At 28.2% G+C, this 17,267-nt stretch carries 9 protein-coding genes; all 9 read left to right on the top strand.

Translation table 11 applies throughout. The annotated features are described in order from the left end of the window. The first annotated feature begins 5 nt into the window (after window positions 1-5). Window positions 6-2,675 carry a GAP1-N2 domain-containing protein gene (locus HBE96_RS13495; protein WP_243186933.1) on the top strand — a complete coding sequence of 890 codons (2,670 nt, stop codon included), beginning with the start codon at window positions 6-8 and terminating at the stop codon, window positions 2,673-2,675. Between the two features lie 44 nt (window positions 2,676-2,719). After that, entirely contained in the window at window positions 2,720-4,132 is a 1,413-nt protein-coding gene (locus tag HBE96_RS13485) for a GTPase domain-containing protein (RefSeq protein ID WP_243186945.1), read from the top strand. A 417-nt stretch (window positions 4,133-4,549) separates the two neighbouring features. Then, on the top strand, window positions 4,550-6,292 hold the full coding sequence (locus HBE96_RS13480) for a vWA domain-containing protein (RefSeq protein ID WP_169298258.1): 1,743 nt from the start codon (window positions 4,550-4,552) through the stop codon (window positions 6,290-6,292). Between the two features lie 27 nt (window positions 6,293-6,319). Next, window positions 6,320-9,727, top strand: a complete 3,408-nt coding sequence (locus tag HBE96_RS13475) for a tubulin-like doman-containing protein (RefSeq protein WP_169298257.1) — start codon at window positions 6,320-6,322, stop codon at window positions 9,725-9,727. A 241-nt stretch (window positions 9,728-9,968) separates the two neighbouring features. Further along, entirely contained in the window at window positions 9,969-12,314 is a 2,346-nt protein-coding gene (locus tag HBE96_RS13470) for a synaptonemal complex protein 1 (RefSeq protein ID WP_169298256.1), read from the top strand. A gap of 505 nt (window positions 12,315-12,819) precedes the next feature. After that, complete coding sequence (locus tag HBE96_RS13465; protein WP_169298255.1) at window positions 12,820-14,088, top strand: vWA domain-containing protein; 1,269 nt, start codon at window positions 12,820-12,822, stop codon at window positions 14,086-14,088. 20 nt (window positions 14,089-14,108) lie between these two features. Next, window positions 14,109-14,756, top strand: a complete 648-nt coding sequence (locus HBE96_RS13460) for a hypothetical protein (RefSeq protein WP_169298254.1) — start codon at window positions 14,109-14,111, stop codon at window positions 14,754-14,756. A gap of 20 nt (window positions 14,757-14,776) precedes the next feature. Continuing rightward, window positions 14,777-16,051 carry a TRAFAC clade GTPase domain-containing protein gene (locus HBE96_RS13455; RefSeq protein WP_169298253.1) on the top strand — a complete coding sequence of 425 codons (1,275 nt, stop codon included), beginning with the start codon at window positions 14,777-14,779 and terminating at the stop codon, window positions 16,049-16,051. Window positions 16,052-16,053: 2 nt separating this feature from the next. Then, window positions 16,054-17,163 carry a GAP1-N2 domain-containing protein gene (locus HBE96_RS13450; protein ID WP_169298252.1) on the top strand — a complete coding sequence of 370 codons (1,110 nt, stop codon included), beginning with the start codon at window positions 16,054-16,056 and terminating at the stop codon, window positions 17,161-17,163. Window positions 17,164-17,267 lie beyond the last annotated feature (104 nt).

Genomic DNA, 17,267 nt, shown 5'->3' with positions numbered 1-17,267 from the left:
TACCTTTGAAAATTCAACAACTTTTATATACTTCCTGTAAAAAAGGACTTTCTTCTGGGGCAGGTTTTCAAACTTATTCTATGTCAAAGGGAATTACTGAAGAAGAAAGAAAGGAAATAGAAACTTATTGTGTGTATATACCACCAGATAATCTTCCAAGTCAACCTACACAGGAAGAAATAGAAACTTTATTTCCTTTATCTTTTTCATATTTTATATTGAAGAACGGAAAATACTGCATTAGTCAGGGAAAATATATAGGTAAAGATTATTCAGGTAGATATGGAAATTATATCTGCCATGTTTTGGTATTTGACAAGCCCTATGATTTTTATCCTATAGAACTTTATAAATCTATAAGCTTTAAAGATTCATTAACTTTAGAGGAGCAAAATGCATCTTCTATAGAATATCTTCCAGAGTTAGATCATGTGCATTTAGGAGATGTAATACACTTTGATAATATAAGTAAATTTTTAAAGGAAAATAGAATCAATAAGAAGAGTAAAAATTTTAGAGAATTAATGCAGGGTATTATAGATTTCAATAAAAGTGGTAAGAAAATAGTATTTTCTGATAGTATGGAGAGCATACCTTACTTAATAGGAGCAGTGGAAATGTCACTGCCTAAAAAGCTTTCAAGACAATTTACTTTCACTACTTATGTATATAATCCTGAGGATACGAATTACATAATGTGTGCTGTAGACAGCGTAGGAAGTAAATTTAAGTTTAATATTGCTCAAAATAACTATAAATACAGTGCTTTTAATTTTTTACATAATAAAAATAAAGAGGTGGAGTTAAGCAGTAATTTTTCAAAGTTAGCTGAAATAGGTTTTACGGTTTCAAAGGAAGTATTTCTACCTTTTATAGATTTTTTAACTCAGTTTGAATATAACAAGTTAAATGAAAATATAGATGACTGTCTTTGCTTATATAACATGGTTAAGAAGGGACTTGCAAAGTCTGATATAGAAAATGTAAAAAAGGCAGTAAATTTTGCAATTAATTATAAATCTATTGAGGCATATAAACAATTGTTTTTGGAATTGAAGCCTAATTTAGAAAAAATAAGTACTGAAGTAGATGTGGAACTTACAGAAATAATAACAAAGTTTTTATTTAAGATGGGTAGAGAAACAGGAAGCATGGATCATATAGAAACTGCGTATAAGTTCTTTTTTAATTCTGTTCAGTATCTTGTTGTAGATGCAGAAGAAATATGCATAGATGATATATTTACTTTATATAAAAATATAAAAAGTTTAAATACTGTGGAATTTGTAAGAAAGTCTTTAGAAAAGGAAAGAGTAAAAGAACTCATAACTTATATGGAAGGTGCTAAGCCTAGACATGCAAAATTTTATTTTGAAACAATAATTTGTGATATGAAGACTTTTAATAAAAATTCTATGGAAAGTGAATTGTTTAAATTGTTTGATTCACAAAGAGAAGAAAATAAAATTGTAACTATATTTTTATACAAGTGCTTAGGTATATTAAGAAAATATCCTGATTATATAAGAGATATTTTAAATTTCTTTAAAGATGATTATGAATGTTGTACTAAGATAATGCTTACAATTTATTGTAAATGTATAGATAAGGATAATATTTTAAAAGAACTTTTAATAGACTTTATTGAAGGTGAAGGAAAAGAACAATGGAAAAATAGAATGTATATTTGCATAAGTGAAGAAACAGGTGGTAATGATTTTTTACTTAGCATATATCAATTTAAATTAGGTAAAAGATGTAGTAGGGAACAGTTTTTTATCAATTACTGTAATGAAGTATTCAGTGCATTTGAAAATTATAGAAAAGAAAAGTTTAAAGAAGCTTTGAGCTTATATTTAAATTACTGTAAAAATGATGATATGTACAGCGATGATATAGCTTTAGAAGAATATGAAGCTATTTTAAATTATATAATAGACAACTCATTAGTTAAATACATGGATAGGACTTTTATTAAAAAGGTTGTTTCAATGTTTGAAAATAAAATTATAAGTGATAATGGAAAAATAAATGATTCTACTGTGAAGAAACTATTTAATATGAAAAATCAGTATAAAATAAGAACTTCATGCAGTGTAATAGAACTTTTATACTTAGGAAAAAGTTTAGATAAGTATGGTTTTGTGGAGAGTTCTAAAGTTTTGCAAAGCATAAAGTGTGATTATAAGGAAATTGGTGAAGATGAGTATAAGAAGTATTTAGAATGGTTTTTACCTAATATATGTATGTATATTAAGGACGATGTAGATCATGGAAAAGTAAAAAAGGCTTTATATTGTGCTGAATATGCAGATATTTATTTTGAAGAATATATAAAGGTAATTAAAGAGATTGTTTTAGGCAAAAAGTATAAAACATTATTAAAAGATCTTAGTATAAAGCCATATAAAGTGCTGTTAGACTTTATTATTTTCACATTAAAGAATATGTACAATGTTAAAGAAACTGCAGTGGAAGTTTTTGATGATGGAATTGTAGATATATTAAAGGAAGTTTCTGAAAAGAAGATAAGTATTTGTAATAGATATGTTATTGATAGAATAAAGCGCTGCAAAGGAAAAGAAGAAATTATGATTCACTGGAGACATATTACAAAAAGAGCAGCAAGTATGGAAAAAGGAACTTTGTTAAAGATAAAAAACTTTTTTGATTAAAGGTGCTTTCAAATTATAAAGTAGGAGATGGTGTTTTGGACCGCATGGGAGAGGTGCTTGAAAAAGTTGTTAAGGTTTTAGCTTCTGTAGGTGGAACTTTTGTAGGAATTGTGGAAGGTTTTATTAAATGCAGCTATAGTTATTTCAAAGGTATAAAGTATATATCTTATAATAAATATTCTCTTAAGGCTAAGGAAGAGTTTGATGAACCTGCAGAGGAAAAGTACTTTTTTTATAAACAGTATGAAGATTTAAAAAATGATTACCTTAGTGCAGCTGCTATAAATAAAGGAAATATCTTAGTATATAAAAAAATGAAACAAGAAAATCATTGTGGTTTAGGAAGGCTTAAAGGTGCAGTAGCTTCTATATATGTGTTTGGAAATATTTTTAATGGAATTTATTTTTTTATACATTTTATTATTATTACAATTATAAGTAGTCCTGTTTATATTTTATATTTCATTATAAAAAACATAGAAAATGTGAGATCAAACCGAGAAAATACAGGAACTATTTGTACACATTGTTATAGTAAATTTAATATACCTTATTACTTATGTCCAAACTGTGGAAGAATTCATAAAAGTTTAGTTCCTGGTCCATATGGTATTATAAAGAGAAAGTGCATTTGTGGTAAGGAAATTCCATCAACAAATATGAGTGGAAGACATAAACTTTCTGCTGTATGCCCTGTGTGTTTAAGCAAGGTTGAAATAAAAGAGATGCCTTCAGCATGTATAGCTATTATTGGGGGAGAAGATTCAGGAAAAACCTCTTTTATTCATAGTGTTATACATGATTTTTTTAGTTGTATTTCTAAAGAAAACAAAAGAAAAGTGGAATTTTTAAATTCAAGTGAAGAAGAAAGTTTTAATAGCATGGTTCAATGTACAAATAATGAAAATTCTAATTTGGAAGCTTTAAAAGAACATAAAAATCTCTACAACGTTTTTATGAATTCTGAGACAAATTCAAGTAAAAAAATATTGTATATATATGATAATAAAGGAGAAAATTTTAATAGTATAAGTGGTATAATGAGACAAAAGTACTATAAGTATGTAGATGGGGTAATTTTTATGATAGACCCATTATGCATAGATAAAGTAATAGAATGTGATTTGGTTAAGAATGAAGCTGAAAACTATATAAAAAAAGATATAAATATAGATGATTTATTAGATCGCTTTATAATAGGTATGAAAAAGCTTTGTGGAATAAAAGCAGATGAAATAATAAATATACCAATAGCTGTGGTAATTAATAAAATGGATCTTATAAATTATAATGGTACAGCAGTAGATTTTCTTAAATTAGTACGGGAAGAAAAGTTTATAAGGAAGGTTCAGTATAATTTTTTAAGCTCAGAATTCTTTTTCACAAATAACTTAAATTCTATTTCTAATAAAACAAATGCAGTAGAACCCATGGAGTGGATTTTAAGCAAAGCTTAATATTAAAAAATGTTGTGTTTTTACAGTTTGAAAATAATACGATGCAACTTCTTTTCAGAGGACAGAGGACAATTGACAGAGGACAGTGAAGGAAGATTTTTCTCCGTTACACTACGAAAAATCTTTAATTTTAAAAAAGCTCACGCTTTTTGCTTTTAAGAAGTACTTTCTAAGGAAGCAAAATTATTTGAAAATCATAGATTTTAGTTTCTTGCTTAAGCTATGTTTTGATTTAGCAAAACAAGCATAAAAATAAATTAGTTTTCTGACGTTAGGAGGAAAACTTACCTTCATTGTCCTCTGTCCTTTGTCAAATGTCCTCTGAAAAAGTTGTGTCACATTGTGTTTATTATACGAAAACTAAGTATTCGTTTATAAATTTAAATTAGAAATTTTTATATAAGGGGGCATGCAATTTTGATAAAAAAAATTAAATCTATTTTAGTTGTATTGGTTGTAGTAATTTTTGGGCTAGGAAACATTTATTCAGTTAGTGCAGAAGGTAGTGGAGCTTCTTCTAATTTGGATGTAGTATTTGTTTTGGATTCCAGTGGTTCTATGAAAGAAAGTGATCCTGAAGAAATAAGGACAGAAGCTATAAAGATGTTTTTAGATATGTCACAGGTTCAAGGAAATAAATTTGGACTTGTAGCGTATTCGGATAATGTAGTTAGAGAACATAATTTGGATACTATAAATTCAAATGATGATAAAGAAAGAATAAAAAACATGGCTTTAAACATTCCTCTTGGGCAAAAAACTGATACAGGTGCTGGTATTTTAGAAGCAGTAAATCTAATGAATAGTGGTCATGATAAAAATCATAAGCCAGTAATAATACTATTATCTGATGGTAAAAATGATCCTCAAAGAAAAACAGAGGATTCTTTAAAAGATTTAAAAAGTGCAATAAGTACTTGTAAGGATAAAGGATATCCTGTGTATACCATAGGACTTAATTATGATGGCACTGTAGATAAAACACAGCTTGAGGAAATGTCAAATGAAACTAAGGGTAAAAATTACATAACTAACACAGCAGCAGATCTTCCTAAAATTCTTACAGATATATATGCTGATAATTCAAAATTAAAGGTTCAGGATGGAGGAACTGTTACAGCTAACGGTGAATATCAAGATTTAAAAGTTAAAATTCCTAATTCCAATGTAATGGAAGCTAATATATCCATGATTTCAGACTCAAAGGTTGAAGTGAAACTTTTAGATCCAAAAGGCACAGAAGTTAGTATACCATCGTCTAATGCAGTTTTTACTACATCTAAAAAGTATTCTATGCTTAAAATTATAAAGCCTACAGAGGGAGATTGGACAGTTAAGGTTAAAGGTGTAAGTGGCAGTAATATAAAAGTAAATTACATATTTAATTATGATTTACAGCTGGAAGCAAACTTTACTCCTTCTTCTCCTAAAAATGGAGATAAGTTAAAAGTGGAAGCTTATCTTGCAAGCAATGGACAAAAGATTACAGATAAAGCACTTTATACAAATATGAAGGGTAAGCTTATAGTAAAAAATATGAAAGATAACTCAGTTAAAGAAGTAGATTTGGATTATGCTGAGGGTGTTTTTAAAGGAGAATATTCAATTCCAGATAAGGGAAAATATGAACTTAAAGTTAGAGTTGATGGAAATAGTCTTTATAGAGAAAGTACGCCTTTATTAGTTGGTGGTGATAATGCAGCAGCAGGCGATTCAGCTGGAAAAACTAGTATGTTAAAAAAACCTGCAGTTTTAGGTGGTATTGCAGCTTTAGTTGCAGCTATCTTAATAGGAGGAGCATTAGCTTTAGTTAAAAAGAAGCGTGTTCAAGGTTTTGGCCGTGTAGAATTAAATATAAAAGATGAAAATACTGATGAAATGTTACCTCCACAGTTTAGAAATTTAGATGGCTATGTTGGAAGTTTTACGCTTTTTGAAGTATTATCTCTTAAAGAAGAATATAAGGAAACTGAAGACATAAAATTTATATTTAGAAATGATGATAGTCTTGAAATTTTAAATAAATCAAAATGTGTTATACAAAAATCAGGAAGAAAGCTTGAAAATGGTGAAAATATAACAATGTACAATGGAAACAAAATAACAGTATTTTTAAATAATGTATCAAAAAGTATAGTTGTAGAGTTCCGATCTAAGTAAGATTATAAAATATGGAGGAGTTAATTTATGAATACTAGAATTAGAGAGCATCTTCAAGACCTTGAAGTTAGCAAGGGCGGAGGTATAATAAGTGATAAAATACGTATAGAAACTATATCAAATCCTATACTTGTAATAGGTCTTGGTGGAACAGGTATAGATGCAATGCTAAGACTTAAATATCAAATAAATAAAAGATTTATACTTGAAGAAGATAAAATATCCAATACTAGAAAGGATAAACCTGAAAAAGTTGAGTTTTTAGGATTTGAAACAAATCAGGGTGAAAAAAATAAGAGATATCCTGCAAATGGTGGAGTAGGATTAGATCCTCAAAGTGAGCTTGTTATGCTTTCAAATGCAGAAATAAGATCCATTTTAAATGATAGAAACATATTAGACGATTGTATAAAAGAATGGTTAGCACCTGAACTTTCAGCAGAAAGTGGAACTGATGGTGCTGGTGGTATAAGACAAGTAGGAAGACTATTATTATTTACAAAGATCAATGAAATAGTAGATTGTATTGAGAAAAAAATAAGACGTCTTCAAGAGGATACAGATGAAACACTTCATGTATTTATACTTTCAGGACTTTCAGGAGGAACAGGAAGCGGAACCTTTATAGATATTGCTTATATAGTAAGAGGAATTATTAACAATATTAAAGGGGTTAAAGGTGATGATAGAGTTAATATAATGGGATATTTATTTACACCAGATGTTAACCTATCTAAGGCTTCTGACAACCAAAGCTCTCAATCCTATATTATAAAAAATGGATTTGCAGCATTAAAGGAATTAGATTACCTTATGGGAATTGCTGATAGACATGAAAGATTTAAACAGCAGTATAGAAATAGATTAACTGTAGATTCACCAATGCCTCCATTTAATCTTTGCCATTTAATATCTGCTACAAACATAGATGGAAGACCTATGAGCAATGCTTATGATTATTGTATGAATGTTACAGCAGAAAATATAGTTAATTTTATATCCAATGAAGTAAGAGAATCTGGTGGAGCTTTTGCTATACAGGATTATATAAGTAATTTAAAGCAGAATACTGACAATATGGCAAAACCTTATATGGCAGGCTATAAGTATGTAATGATAGGAGCATCTTCAGCAGTATTACCACTGGAAGAGATAACTACATACCTTGCTTACAAGCTTTTTGAAAAGATTCAATATATGTTTGAAAATATGCCTACAGAACAGGAAACAGATCGTTTTATAAGACAGCTTAACCTTGATGAAGATTCTGTAATAGATAGATTTGAAAGTGAACTTCAGGGTAGAAAACCTCTTACGGGTTATAAGGGAAGAGATAGGTATAACTATGATAATGTAATAAAAAAACAATCTGTAAATATTGATGATGAAATGAAAGAATATTTAAGAGAATGTACCAATGAATATAATAAGGTAAAGACTCAGTATCCTGGTGAAATTGAAAAAGGTGCAAGAGAGCTAATAGATGAAATATTTAAAGACCCTAAAAAAGGACCTTTTTATGCATCTAGAATGTTGTTTCATCAAAGCTTTTGTGTAGTGAAGACTTTAGAAACAGAAGTAGCATCTCTTCAAGAAAGATTAGCTAATATTTCAAGAGAGATAAAGTTTAAAAGAGAACTTGCAGAAGACAAGATGTTAGAAGCTAGAAAGGCAATTTTGTTTACTAAAGAAGGAAAGAAAAATGATTATATAGAAGCTAAAAGTGAAGAGTATATGTTAAAGTCTGAAGAAGAAAGAACTCTTAGAATGATAGAGTTTTATGGAAAAGTAATTTCAGATTTAAGTGACTTAAACAATAAAATATATAGAATATATACTGAAATACTTAATGAATTAAATAAGATATTTAAAGATGATGGAGAAATTCTTGTTAAAGGTGAAGAAATAGAAGGTGCTCTTGGAAGAAATTATTCCTGGACAGTAGTGAAAGTACCTGATTTAAAGGATTATATAGAAAGCATTGTAAATAAGCAAAGTGCAGATGATATTGTTAGAAGATTTTCAAATAAACTTTTAGAGGAATCTAACAAATGGCTTGATGAGGTTCATATAGATGTAGTAGGATCAATTTCAAACTTTGTGTCTGAAGAATATGGTGATGTAATAACTCAATCTATGGAAGAGTTTTTAACACTAGAATATGGTGAGGATAAATCCATTATAAACATAGTTAAAGATGAAATTGCACCAAAATTAGATAAAGATGCAGTGCCAATTTTCTATATGAGTAATACAGAAGCGCTTAATTTCCCATCATGGAGTATGGTATCAGTACCAAGAAATGCTAAAAAGGTACTTGAAGGTATTAAGGAATATAAAAAGTCCTATATAAAAGGAGATTCCATTAATATAAAAGAAAGTATGGTAACTAATAGAATATTCTGGTTAAATACTAAAAATGGAGTACCTTTATATTCATATACTCCAATAAAACAATATGAAAATGTATATGAAAAAACTTTATTTGAAACTGATGGTATAGGAAGACACTTATATCAAAATGGAGATAGAAATTGGGTGTACCTTCCATCTCCAATACCAGAACAGTCATGGGGAACAACTTATTACAATGAAAGAGTAAAAAAATATAATGATGAAGTAAGAGATATATTTGATAGGGCTATAAAGCTTGGATGTATAGTTGATACAGAAAACAGCATAAATGAAAAGTACAGATGTATTGTGACTAAAGACTTTAATGTTAAGGATTTTATGAAAAATTATTCATTAAACCTAGAAGGGGATAGACCTAATGTAGGTGAAATAAGAAGGGCTTTATCAGATATTAAAAAGCTTTTAGAAAAAGGATTAGAACCTGTAGAAAACAGTGACTTACAGCAGTATTGTATTTTTGAGAGCAGCAGCGAAGAAAAAGCAAAAAATAATTTAGTGAGAACTCCACGTCTTGCTGGACTTGTAAAAAAAGAAGTTGAAAAGTGTGAAGAAATACTACAAGAAAAAGCTAAGCTTGAAGATATTATAAAGAATATGAGCAAGTCAGAAGCAGATATGGATACTTTTTTAAGAGCTATGTATACAGATACCATAGTAAAAAGAGGATTAATGTATGTTTATAATTGCAGTGAAGACAGTAAAGTAAATATAGAACCTTTTATAAATACCTTAAAGCAAAAGGAATATCATTTAGAAGCAATATTCAAGAAATACACAAGCTTGGATGAAAGGGAAAGAAGTATTATAGATAGAACTTCAGATAAAAAGCAGGATGAACTTTCTATGGAAGCTGGAGCAGTTGCACTTACAGCTAATGTGGATACTTTATTAAACAAAGTTAAAGATTCATTAGAAGAACTAGATACAAGAAAATATGATCTTATAAATGGTGATGAACTTTATGCATTTTACAATAATATGTTTTCAAAGATAAAAGATGTAAAGAAGCAATTAGAATAAGCTTTTTTTAGAGGACAGAGGACAATTGACAGAGGACAGTGAAGGAGTATTTTTCTCCGTTACACTATGAAAAATCTTTAATTTATATAAATTAGCGATGTTTTGCATTAGCAAAACAAGTTTAAGAAATAAATTAGTTTTCTGACATAAGGAAGAAAACTCACCTTCACTGTCCTCTGTCCTCTGTCAATTGTCCTCTAAAAATATTGCTTTGCAATATTTTTGTACTGGAGGGATTTTGATGGAGGATATATTAGAAAGTTTTGCTGAGGAGTATTCTTTAAATGCGGATAGAAAAATTTTTGAGGGAGATGCTCAAAGAAGTGCAAATAATCCTATACTTTTTTTGTTTATAGGAGAGGGCGCTAAAGATGCTTCAAAGCATATAAGCAGCAATATAAGATGTAATTGGGATAATGGAAAAGCTATAGTTTTTATGAATGTTTTAAAGGAAAAAGTTGAAGATGATGATAATGTATTCAATTTTCAAATAGAATATAGTGATCTAGATAAAAAAAGTTTAAGAAAAAACATAAGAGACAACTTTTATAGTGATAAGAAGATGCTTGCTTGTTTAAATGAAAAAATAACTATGGTTAGAGATAAAATATTAAGTTCTGGAAAGTTATTTAATTCCTTTGAAAATATAAATATTGCTGTGGTTACAACTTCAGATGATCCTCTAAACATAATATTGCCTGAAATAACTATGCTTGTAAAAAAGAGAATGCTTGAAGTTTTTAAGCTTGGGATTGCTGATCTTTATATACTTATAAAAGAAAAAGATGTGGAAGATGAATTCCTTTCAGAGGCTATGTCTATGAGCTTTTTTAGGGAATTGGAATATGTGCAAAAAAAGCTATTTATCTTTAAAGAAAAAATAGAGATATATGGAGAAGAAAGAGAACTTTTAGTGGAAGCAAAAGGACCTGTATTTTATCTTACATACATATTAGAAGAAAAAAATGAAAAAGGCCTTATACCAGAAAGGTCTATGGAAAACAATTATAATATAATAGGTTACATCAATCTATTAAAAAATAGAAATGTGAGTATTGAAACTTACTCAGATACAGAAAATCAGTATTATGATAATACTAGATTTAAAGCTAATATAAGTTTGGAGGATTCTTTAAATAGATATGTTTCAGCAGGACTTGCAGTAGTAAAAAGACCTAATAAGGCTATTGCTATTACTGTAGTTAGAGCTTTTTATGAAAATTTTATAAAAAGATTAAAAGAATTTTCTAAAAAAGATGAAGAAGCTGTAGTTAGTATTTTGAAATTAGATGAAGATAATGTAGCTTTAAATATAGAAAGAATTTTACCTAAAGCTGTTACAATTTATGATATGAACAGTATAATGATGAATAATACTAAGTCTTTGGAAAAAAGGCTTTCAAAGCTTAATTTAAGACAAATAGAAGAAGAATTATATAGGGATAGATGTGAAAATTTTTTCAATAATAATTTTATAGAATATGCTGATAAAAAACTTAATGATATTAATTTTGAAAATGAATTTAGTGTTTTATTTGAAAAAAGTGTATTAAATAATGATAAATTAGGTTTGTATTGTGCTTTAAATTGGAGTGAGGGAGAAAGTATTGTTTTTAAATACATAAAAAAAGAAAAAAAGATTCTTTCAAATTCTATAGAAGGGTTAAGGAAAGAAATTGAAAATACATATGAAAGCAGGTTTGTAGAAGAATTTAGTTTAAAAAACATTTTTACTAGAGGAAAAAATATTGATAAGGTAAAAGAAAAATTGTTTACAGAAGTATATGGAAGAAAACTTAACATTTTAAGGTTAAACATTTTTATAAAAATCTTAGAAAAATATGAAGCTGCATTGAATAGTATTCATAAAGAAATTTACAAATATATTGAGAAAACTAAAAATATTCATAGCATAATTCTTAAATATGAAGATGAAATAGTAAGAAAACAGCAGAGTTATACAGGACAGAACATAAAGGTCTATTACACAAAAGTTGTAAATAATATATTAGAAAATCTTATAAATAAATATGGAGAAGATTTTTATTTTGGAGAAGAATATTTCGGAAATTCTTCTGAGATTATAAAAAGAACTCAAGAAGACTTTATTTTGAAACTAATAGAATTTTGCAATAAGTATATTTTACCACAACCAGATTTTATAAAGTCCTTTGAAGAAGAATTAAGCGAAAGAGCTAATGTGGATACAGGAAACTTGGAAAATAAGGTTTTATCTAAAGATGAAATATATAGAAAACTTTATGATATTTTAGGAGAAAATTCAGCACTTAAGATTTATATAATGAATTATGATGTAAGGAGTTATGCAGAAAAATATTTCTTTGGAGATTACAGCAGTAATTTTATAAAATATGCTTTTGATTTTGATAGGAAAGTTAGAAATTATAAAATAGGATATGTACATGAGAAAAGAATAAGTGGAATTGAAAATTTAAATTTAATGGGTGGCTTTGCTGCCAAAGATATATTCTATATAAGAAATTCTATAGATAAATATGAAGCTTGTTTGAAATGTGGATACGAATTTCATGGAATAGATGTAAGCAAACTGCCTGAAATCAAGTAAGGGTTGTGAGATATAATAAGCATGTTGCGACACAACTTTTTATGTGGAGTCCGCATTGGATATATGGTTTATAAAAGCTGACCGTTTATTAAGGATCTCTAATGCCTAAAATTAAAAAAATTCCTACCCGCTCAAATGTCCCGTCCTGGGACTTTCGCGGCTTGAATCGTCCTGATTCAAATTACGGAATTTTTTAAATTTTAGACATAAGAGCTCCTAAATTCACTCAAAAGCTTTTATAAACCATATATTCAAAGCTCCCTCCACATAAAAAGTTGTGTAGTAACTATTGTAATTCTAATATTAAAAATTGCTTATAATATATTGCTGAGTAAAAGTTAAAATACAGTTAAAAAAATCTTCTTACTACAGTGTACATACATACTATTGTTTTAAATATAGTACAATAAAAGCAACAGGTTTTATCTTAATTTTTAAGAGCTAAATTATAAAATTATCAATATTAATGTATACAACTGAAATTATTAGTTTGGGGGGGCGAATTTTGATAGAGAAAAGAGTAAATATAACTATGACTATAATGAGTTTAATTGGAGGGGTAATTGGTTTTATACTTGGAGAAATACTTTTAAATTCTTTAAGATATACTATGTCTTCAGTTATTCTCATGGGATTATATTTTGGAATACTAGCGATTTGTATAGGAACTATGTGCCTTATAGGAGAGATGATAAGTCCTAGATTAAATGGGCAAGGGTGGAAAAACAACTATTTAAAAACTTCTTTTAAATTGTTAATTCCATGTACTTTAATTGGATTATTTGTATTTGGAGCTATGTTTCAATTTTTATATGAGATAAGTACGCAAAAATTTAAAAAGGTGGATGATATAGTGTTTACTATAGATACATCTGGAAGTATGAAAAATACAGATCCTAATAATGAAAGATTTTCTGCAGCATTAAACCTTATAGATAATATGGACAAAAATAATAGATTTTCCATGTATAAGTTTGATGATACTGCAGAAAGAATAATTCCTATGAGTCAGGTTACAAAACAAAATAGGGAAGATGTTTCTTTGAAGTTAAAAGATATGCAAAATCCTAAAGGAAATACTAACATGAGGGATGCTTTAGAAAAATCTTATGATGAAATAAAATCCTCAGAAACTAAAAATAAAAATGCCATGGTTATAATGTTATCAGATGGTGGGGATACATATGATTTAAGTAAGAAATTTGATGAAACTCTAAAACCTTTTAAGGAAAAGAATATATCTATATATACTATTGGAATGTCTAATGGCAATAATTTTTCTATGCTTAAGGAAATAGCTAAAGAAAGTGGTGGAAACTACTATAATGTAAAAGAAATAAAGGATTTAAAAAATGTATTTAATAAAATATATAGGGATAGTGGGCAGAGGCTTCTTGTAGATAAGAGATACGGAATTTATGAAGCTTCTTCATTGTATAAATTCCTTAGAGTGATGTTTATTACTTTCTTAGGAGCATTAATAGCATTAAGTGTGAGCTTAGTATTTGATAACAAAAATTTGCTTAAGGGATTTTTAGTAGGTGGAGTTTTATCAGGACTTGCAGCAGGAATTATTATGGAAGCAGGATTTTTATATGTACCATGGATGGGTATGCTGCACAGGTGTATAGCAGACATTGTTATTGCTGTGATTTTTACTATTATACCTGTGAAAGTAGATGTAAAAGACTATTCTAAGAAATCCTCTTATATGGATAAAATAAAGAACTTTAATGTTTATGAAGGTGACAGTTCAAACAATATGTTTCAGTAAAATTAAAAAGAGGTGCTTTTATGAAGCTTATAGAATTTACTAATAAAGAGCAACAAATACAAGATTTAAGCTACAATTTGGATAAAAAAAGCCTTACAATAAGATGGAGATGGCCAAAGGACATTAATATAGTTTATATACTAAAAATGGACATTTTTGAAGATTTTCAATTAGATAATATTAATGAAAAAAGTGTTAAAATGTATACTAGAGAAGAGTTTAAAGAGTTTAATGGTTATGTAGAAACTATAAGAGAAATAAATCAGTATAGATATTTTATTTTTCCTGCCATTGAACAAGAAAATGAGATAACACTTTTAAAACAAAATGATGGTAAAAATGAAATTTTGGTAACTACGGGTACTCCTAAAATCTGCTATGAAATAAAAGAAGTAAGGTCTTTTGGCAGTTTCTTTTCAAAGGAGAAAAAACTGCAAATATGTATATATTCAGAAGTAAATTTAAGTAAAGATGTATTGTGTTATGTTAAAAAGCAAGGTTCCTATCCTTTAAGCAAGGAAGATGGAATATGTTTTGAATTCATTGAAGATATTTATGCTGGTACAAATATTATGCCAGAAATTACAGTAGGTAAAAATGAATTTTTAAAATTATTTATAAAGAATACAGAGAAATATGGAAATATGTATAATCTTAAGAAACAGTGATTTTAAAGGAGTTGAGACTTATGGGTCTTTTTCAAATTTTTCATGGAAAGAATAAAAAGAAAAATGAATATAAAAAAGCTACTTATGAAAAGGGACCTTTTATGATAAAATGCCCCTTCTGTTTTAAGAAATTTAAAACTGATCAGGTAGTTTTTAGGGCTTCTCATGCAGAAGAAGGAGACCCTGAATATGAAAAGACAGTAGATGAATTATTAAATGAATACAATAGAAAAACTGGGAAATCAGCTTTGCCGGAAATAAATTCAGTAATTAAAACTCAGGATATTCCAGAAAAAAGTAAAACAAAAGTGGATGGAGTTCTTATAGAGATTAAAGATAAATATGATATAAGTACCAATGAAAGGCTTTGTCCTTATTGTCATAATGAGCTTCCTATAACTGCTGGTAGAGGGCCTTCAAAAGTTATTTCAGTAGTTGGAGCTTCTCAGGTAGGTAAATCTGTTTATATGACTGCACTATTATATGTGCTTGAAAAATATACTTGCGAGAGAATAGATGCATCGCTTATTGCAGGAAGTTCTGAATACAATGATGAAATAAGAGAAAATCAAGAAAAAATCTTTGATAACAATATAATGCTGGATCCAACACCTAAACAGCATGTAGAACCATTAATAGCAAATATGAAATTTAAAAATGATAAGATTCCTCCTCTTACTTTAATTTTTTATGATGTACCAGGAGAAGGAATGACGGATAAAGGATATATAGAAAAACATGGAGAACATATAAAAAATTCCGATGGAATAATATTTCTTGTGGACCCACTTCAAATGAGAGCTTTAAGAAAAAAAATAAGTCTTATGAATAAAGAAGTTAAAGGAGACTTCACGGAAAAATATCAAGAACCTAAAGACATAATTGTGTACTTCTTTGAAAACTTTATATCAAAGCAATCTCACGAAAAGACAAGCATACCTACAGCAGTGGTGGTAACTAAAAGTGATATGCTTAAAAATTTAAGAGATGAAGAATACATAAGTGAAAATAGTAATATTTTTAGAAATTATAATCATGAAAAGTTTTTTAATTTAAATGAGTTTGAAAATATAAATGGAGAAGTTATGAAATTTCTAGGAAAAGCTGATGCTCCTTTTAAAGGTGCCATGGATGCTTGCTTTAAAACTACAGGATATTTTGCAGTATCTTCTTTAGGGTGTAATCCTCAAAATTTAAAAATAGATGAAAATGTTGGTATAGAGCATATAAGGGTAGATGAACCTTTTTTATGGCTGCTTTATGAGATGAACTATTTAGATGGGAGAAGGGATTAACTATGATTGAGCAGCACTTTTATACTAGAGATAGAAGAGGTATATTTAGCAAAACTCCAGGATATGATACTGTGGCAAAGAGTGCCAACTTGCAGGATGAATTTATAATAAATACCTTACATGACTTATGTTTTTATGAAGCTCCAGCTAGTCTTGCAGGAGAAGAAGATTTGTCCAAATATCCCAAAGCACTTTTTTGTGTAAATACAGAAGAAGGTAGTATGGTAATTGGTGAATCTGCTTTTGTAGGAAGGGATTATACAGGAGAAAGAAATAGATATTTTACTCATAATTACATAATTCCAGAAGAAGAAAAAGATGATTATATAAAGAACCCGGAAAGAATAATATATTCTGAAGGGTTTATTAATAATTATGATATAAATGAGGGACATGTTATTCCAGAAGTTAAGGAAATTAGAAAAGCTGAGTTTTTAAGTGGTAATTCTTCTATAGAAGAAATGTATAGTAAAGCTTCTATAAATGAGGAGATATTTGTAAATATTATTAAAGCTTCTTTTCATGCAGCACAGTATGGGAAAAAGATTTATATAGTGCTTGATTGTGACAATAATTTAATTGCAGATATTTCCAGGGAAATTTTGAAGTATCTATACAGGGTTCTTCCCTTTAAAGTGAGGAGAAAAATAGGTTTTATAACATATATGAAGGCTCCTAAAAGTAAAAGTTTAATAAATATAATTTTTTTATGTAAAGGCAGCATAAAAAGAATTAATACAGAGTTAAAAGCAGGATATATTTTTGATATTCCAAATAAGGAATTTTATATTGATGGAATAGATAAAGAGAAACATCTGTTTATAGATTTTGCTATAAACAATGTGGAAAATGTTCAAGTTCTAAATGATTTTTTTAGTAAAGTAGATCATAATAAGCTTGAAGAATCGTTAAATTTGCGTAGGTATGATGATATATTAAATGTTGATAATGAAAGAAACAGTGTCAAAAAACCACTTAATAAAAATGCTAATAAAGATGAAAAAAAGCAGCATAATAGTTTTAAAGAATATGATAAGGCACAAGAAAATAGGCTTGTAAAAATTATAAAGATGTTAATATATAAAATTAAAGCTGCGCTTAAAAGTAGTTAAGGCATCTTCAAAAAAATAATAAGTCCATCTACTAGTCTATTTTGTGTCATGCGGCGTCAGCAGAACCCTTAGATATTGAACTATCTGCGGAACCTGCCTCCTTG

Source organism: Clostridium muellerianum, from assembly GCF_012926525.1.
Taxonomy (GTDB): domain Bacteria; phylum Bacillota; class Clostridia; order Clostridiales; family Clostridiaceae; genus Clostridium_AM; species Clostridium_AM muellerianum.
Note: the sequence above shows the minus strand (reverse complement) of the source record. Positions and strands in the feature narration are given on the sequence as shown.

Excerpts from the sequence above, each read along its gene's own strand:
- HBE96_RS13450 (WP_169298252.1), top strand. The coding sequence starts at position 16,054 with ATGATTGAGCAGCACTTTTATACTAGAGATAGAAGAGGTATATTTAGC.
- HBE96_RS13455 (WP_169298253.1), top strand. The coding sequence starts at position 14,777 with ATGGGTCTTTTTCAAATTTTTCATGGAAAGAATAAAAAGAAAAATGAA.
- HBE96_RS13470 (WP_169298256.1), top strand. The coding sequence starts at position 9,969 with ATGGAGGATATATTAGAAAGTTTTGCTGAGGAGTATTCTTTAAATGCG.
- HBE96_RS13475 (WP_169298257.1), top strand. The coding sequence starts at position 6,320 with ATGAATACTAGAATTAGAGAGCATCTTCAAGACCTTGAAGTTAGCAAG.
- HBE96_RS13485 (WP_243186945.1), top strand. The coding sequence starts at position 2,720 with ATGGGAGAGGTGCTTGAAAAAGTTGTTAAGGTTTTAGCTTCTGTAGGT.
- HBE96_RS13460 (WP_169298254.1), top strand. The coding sequence starts at position 14,109 with ATGAAGCTTATAGAATTTACTAATAAAGAGCAACAAATACAAGATTTA.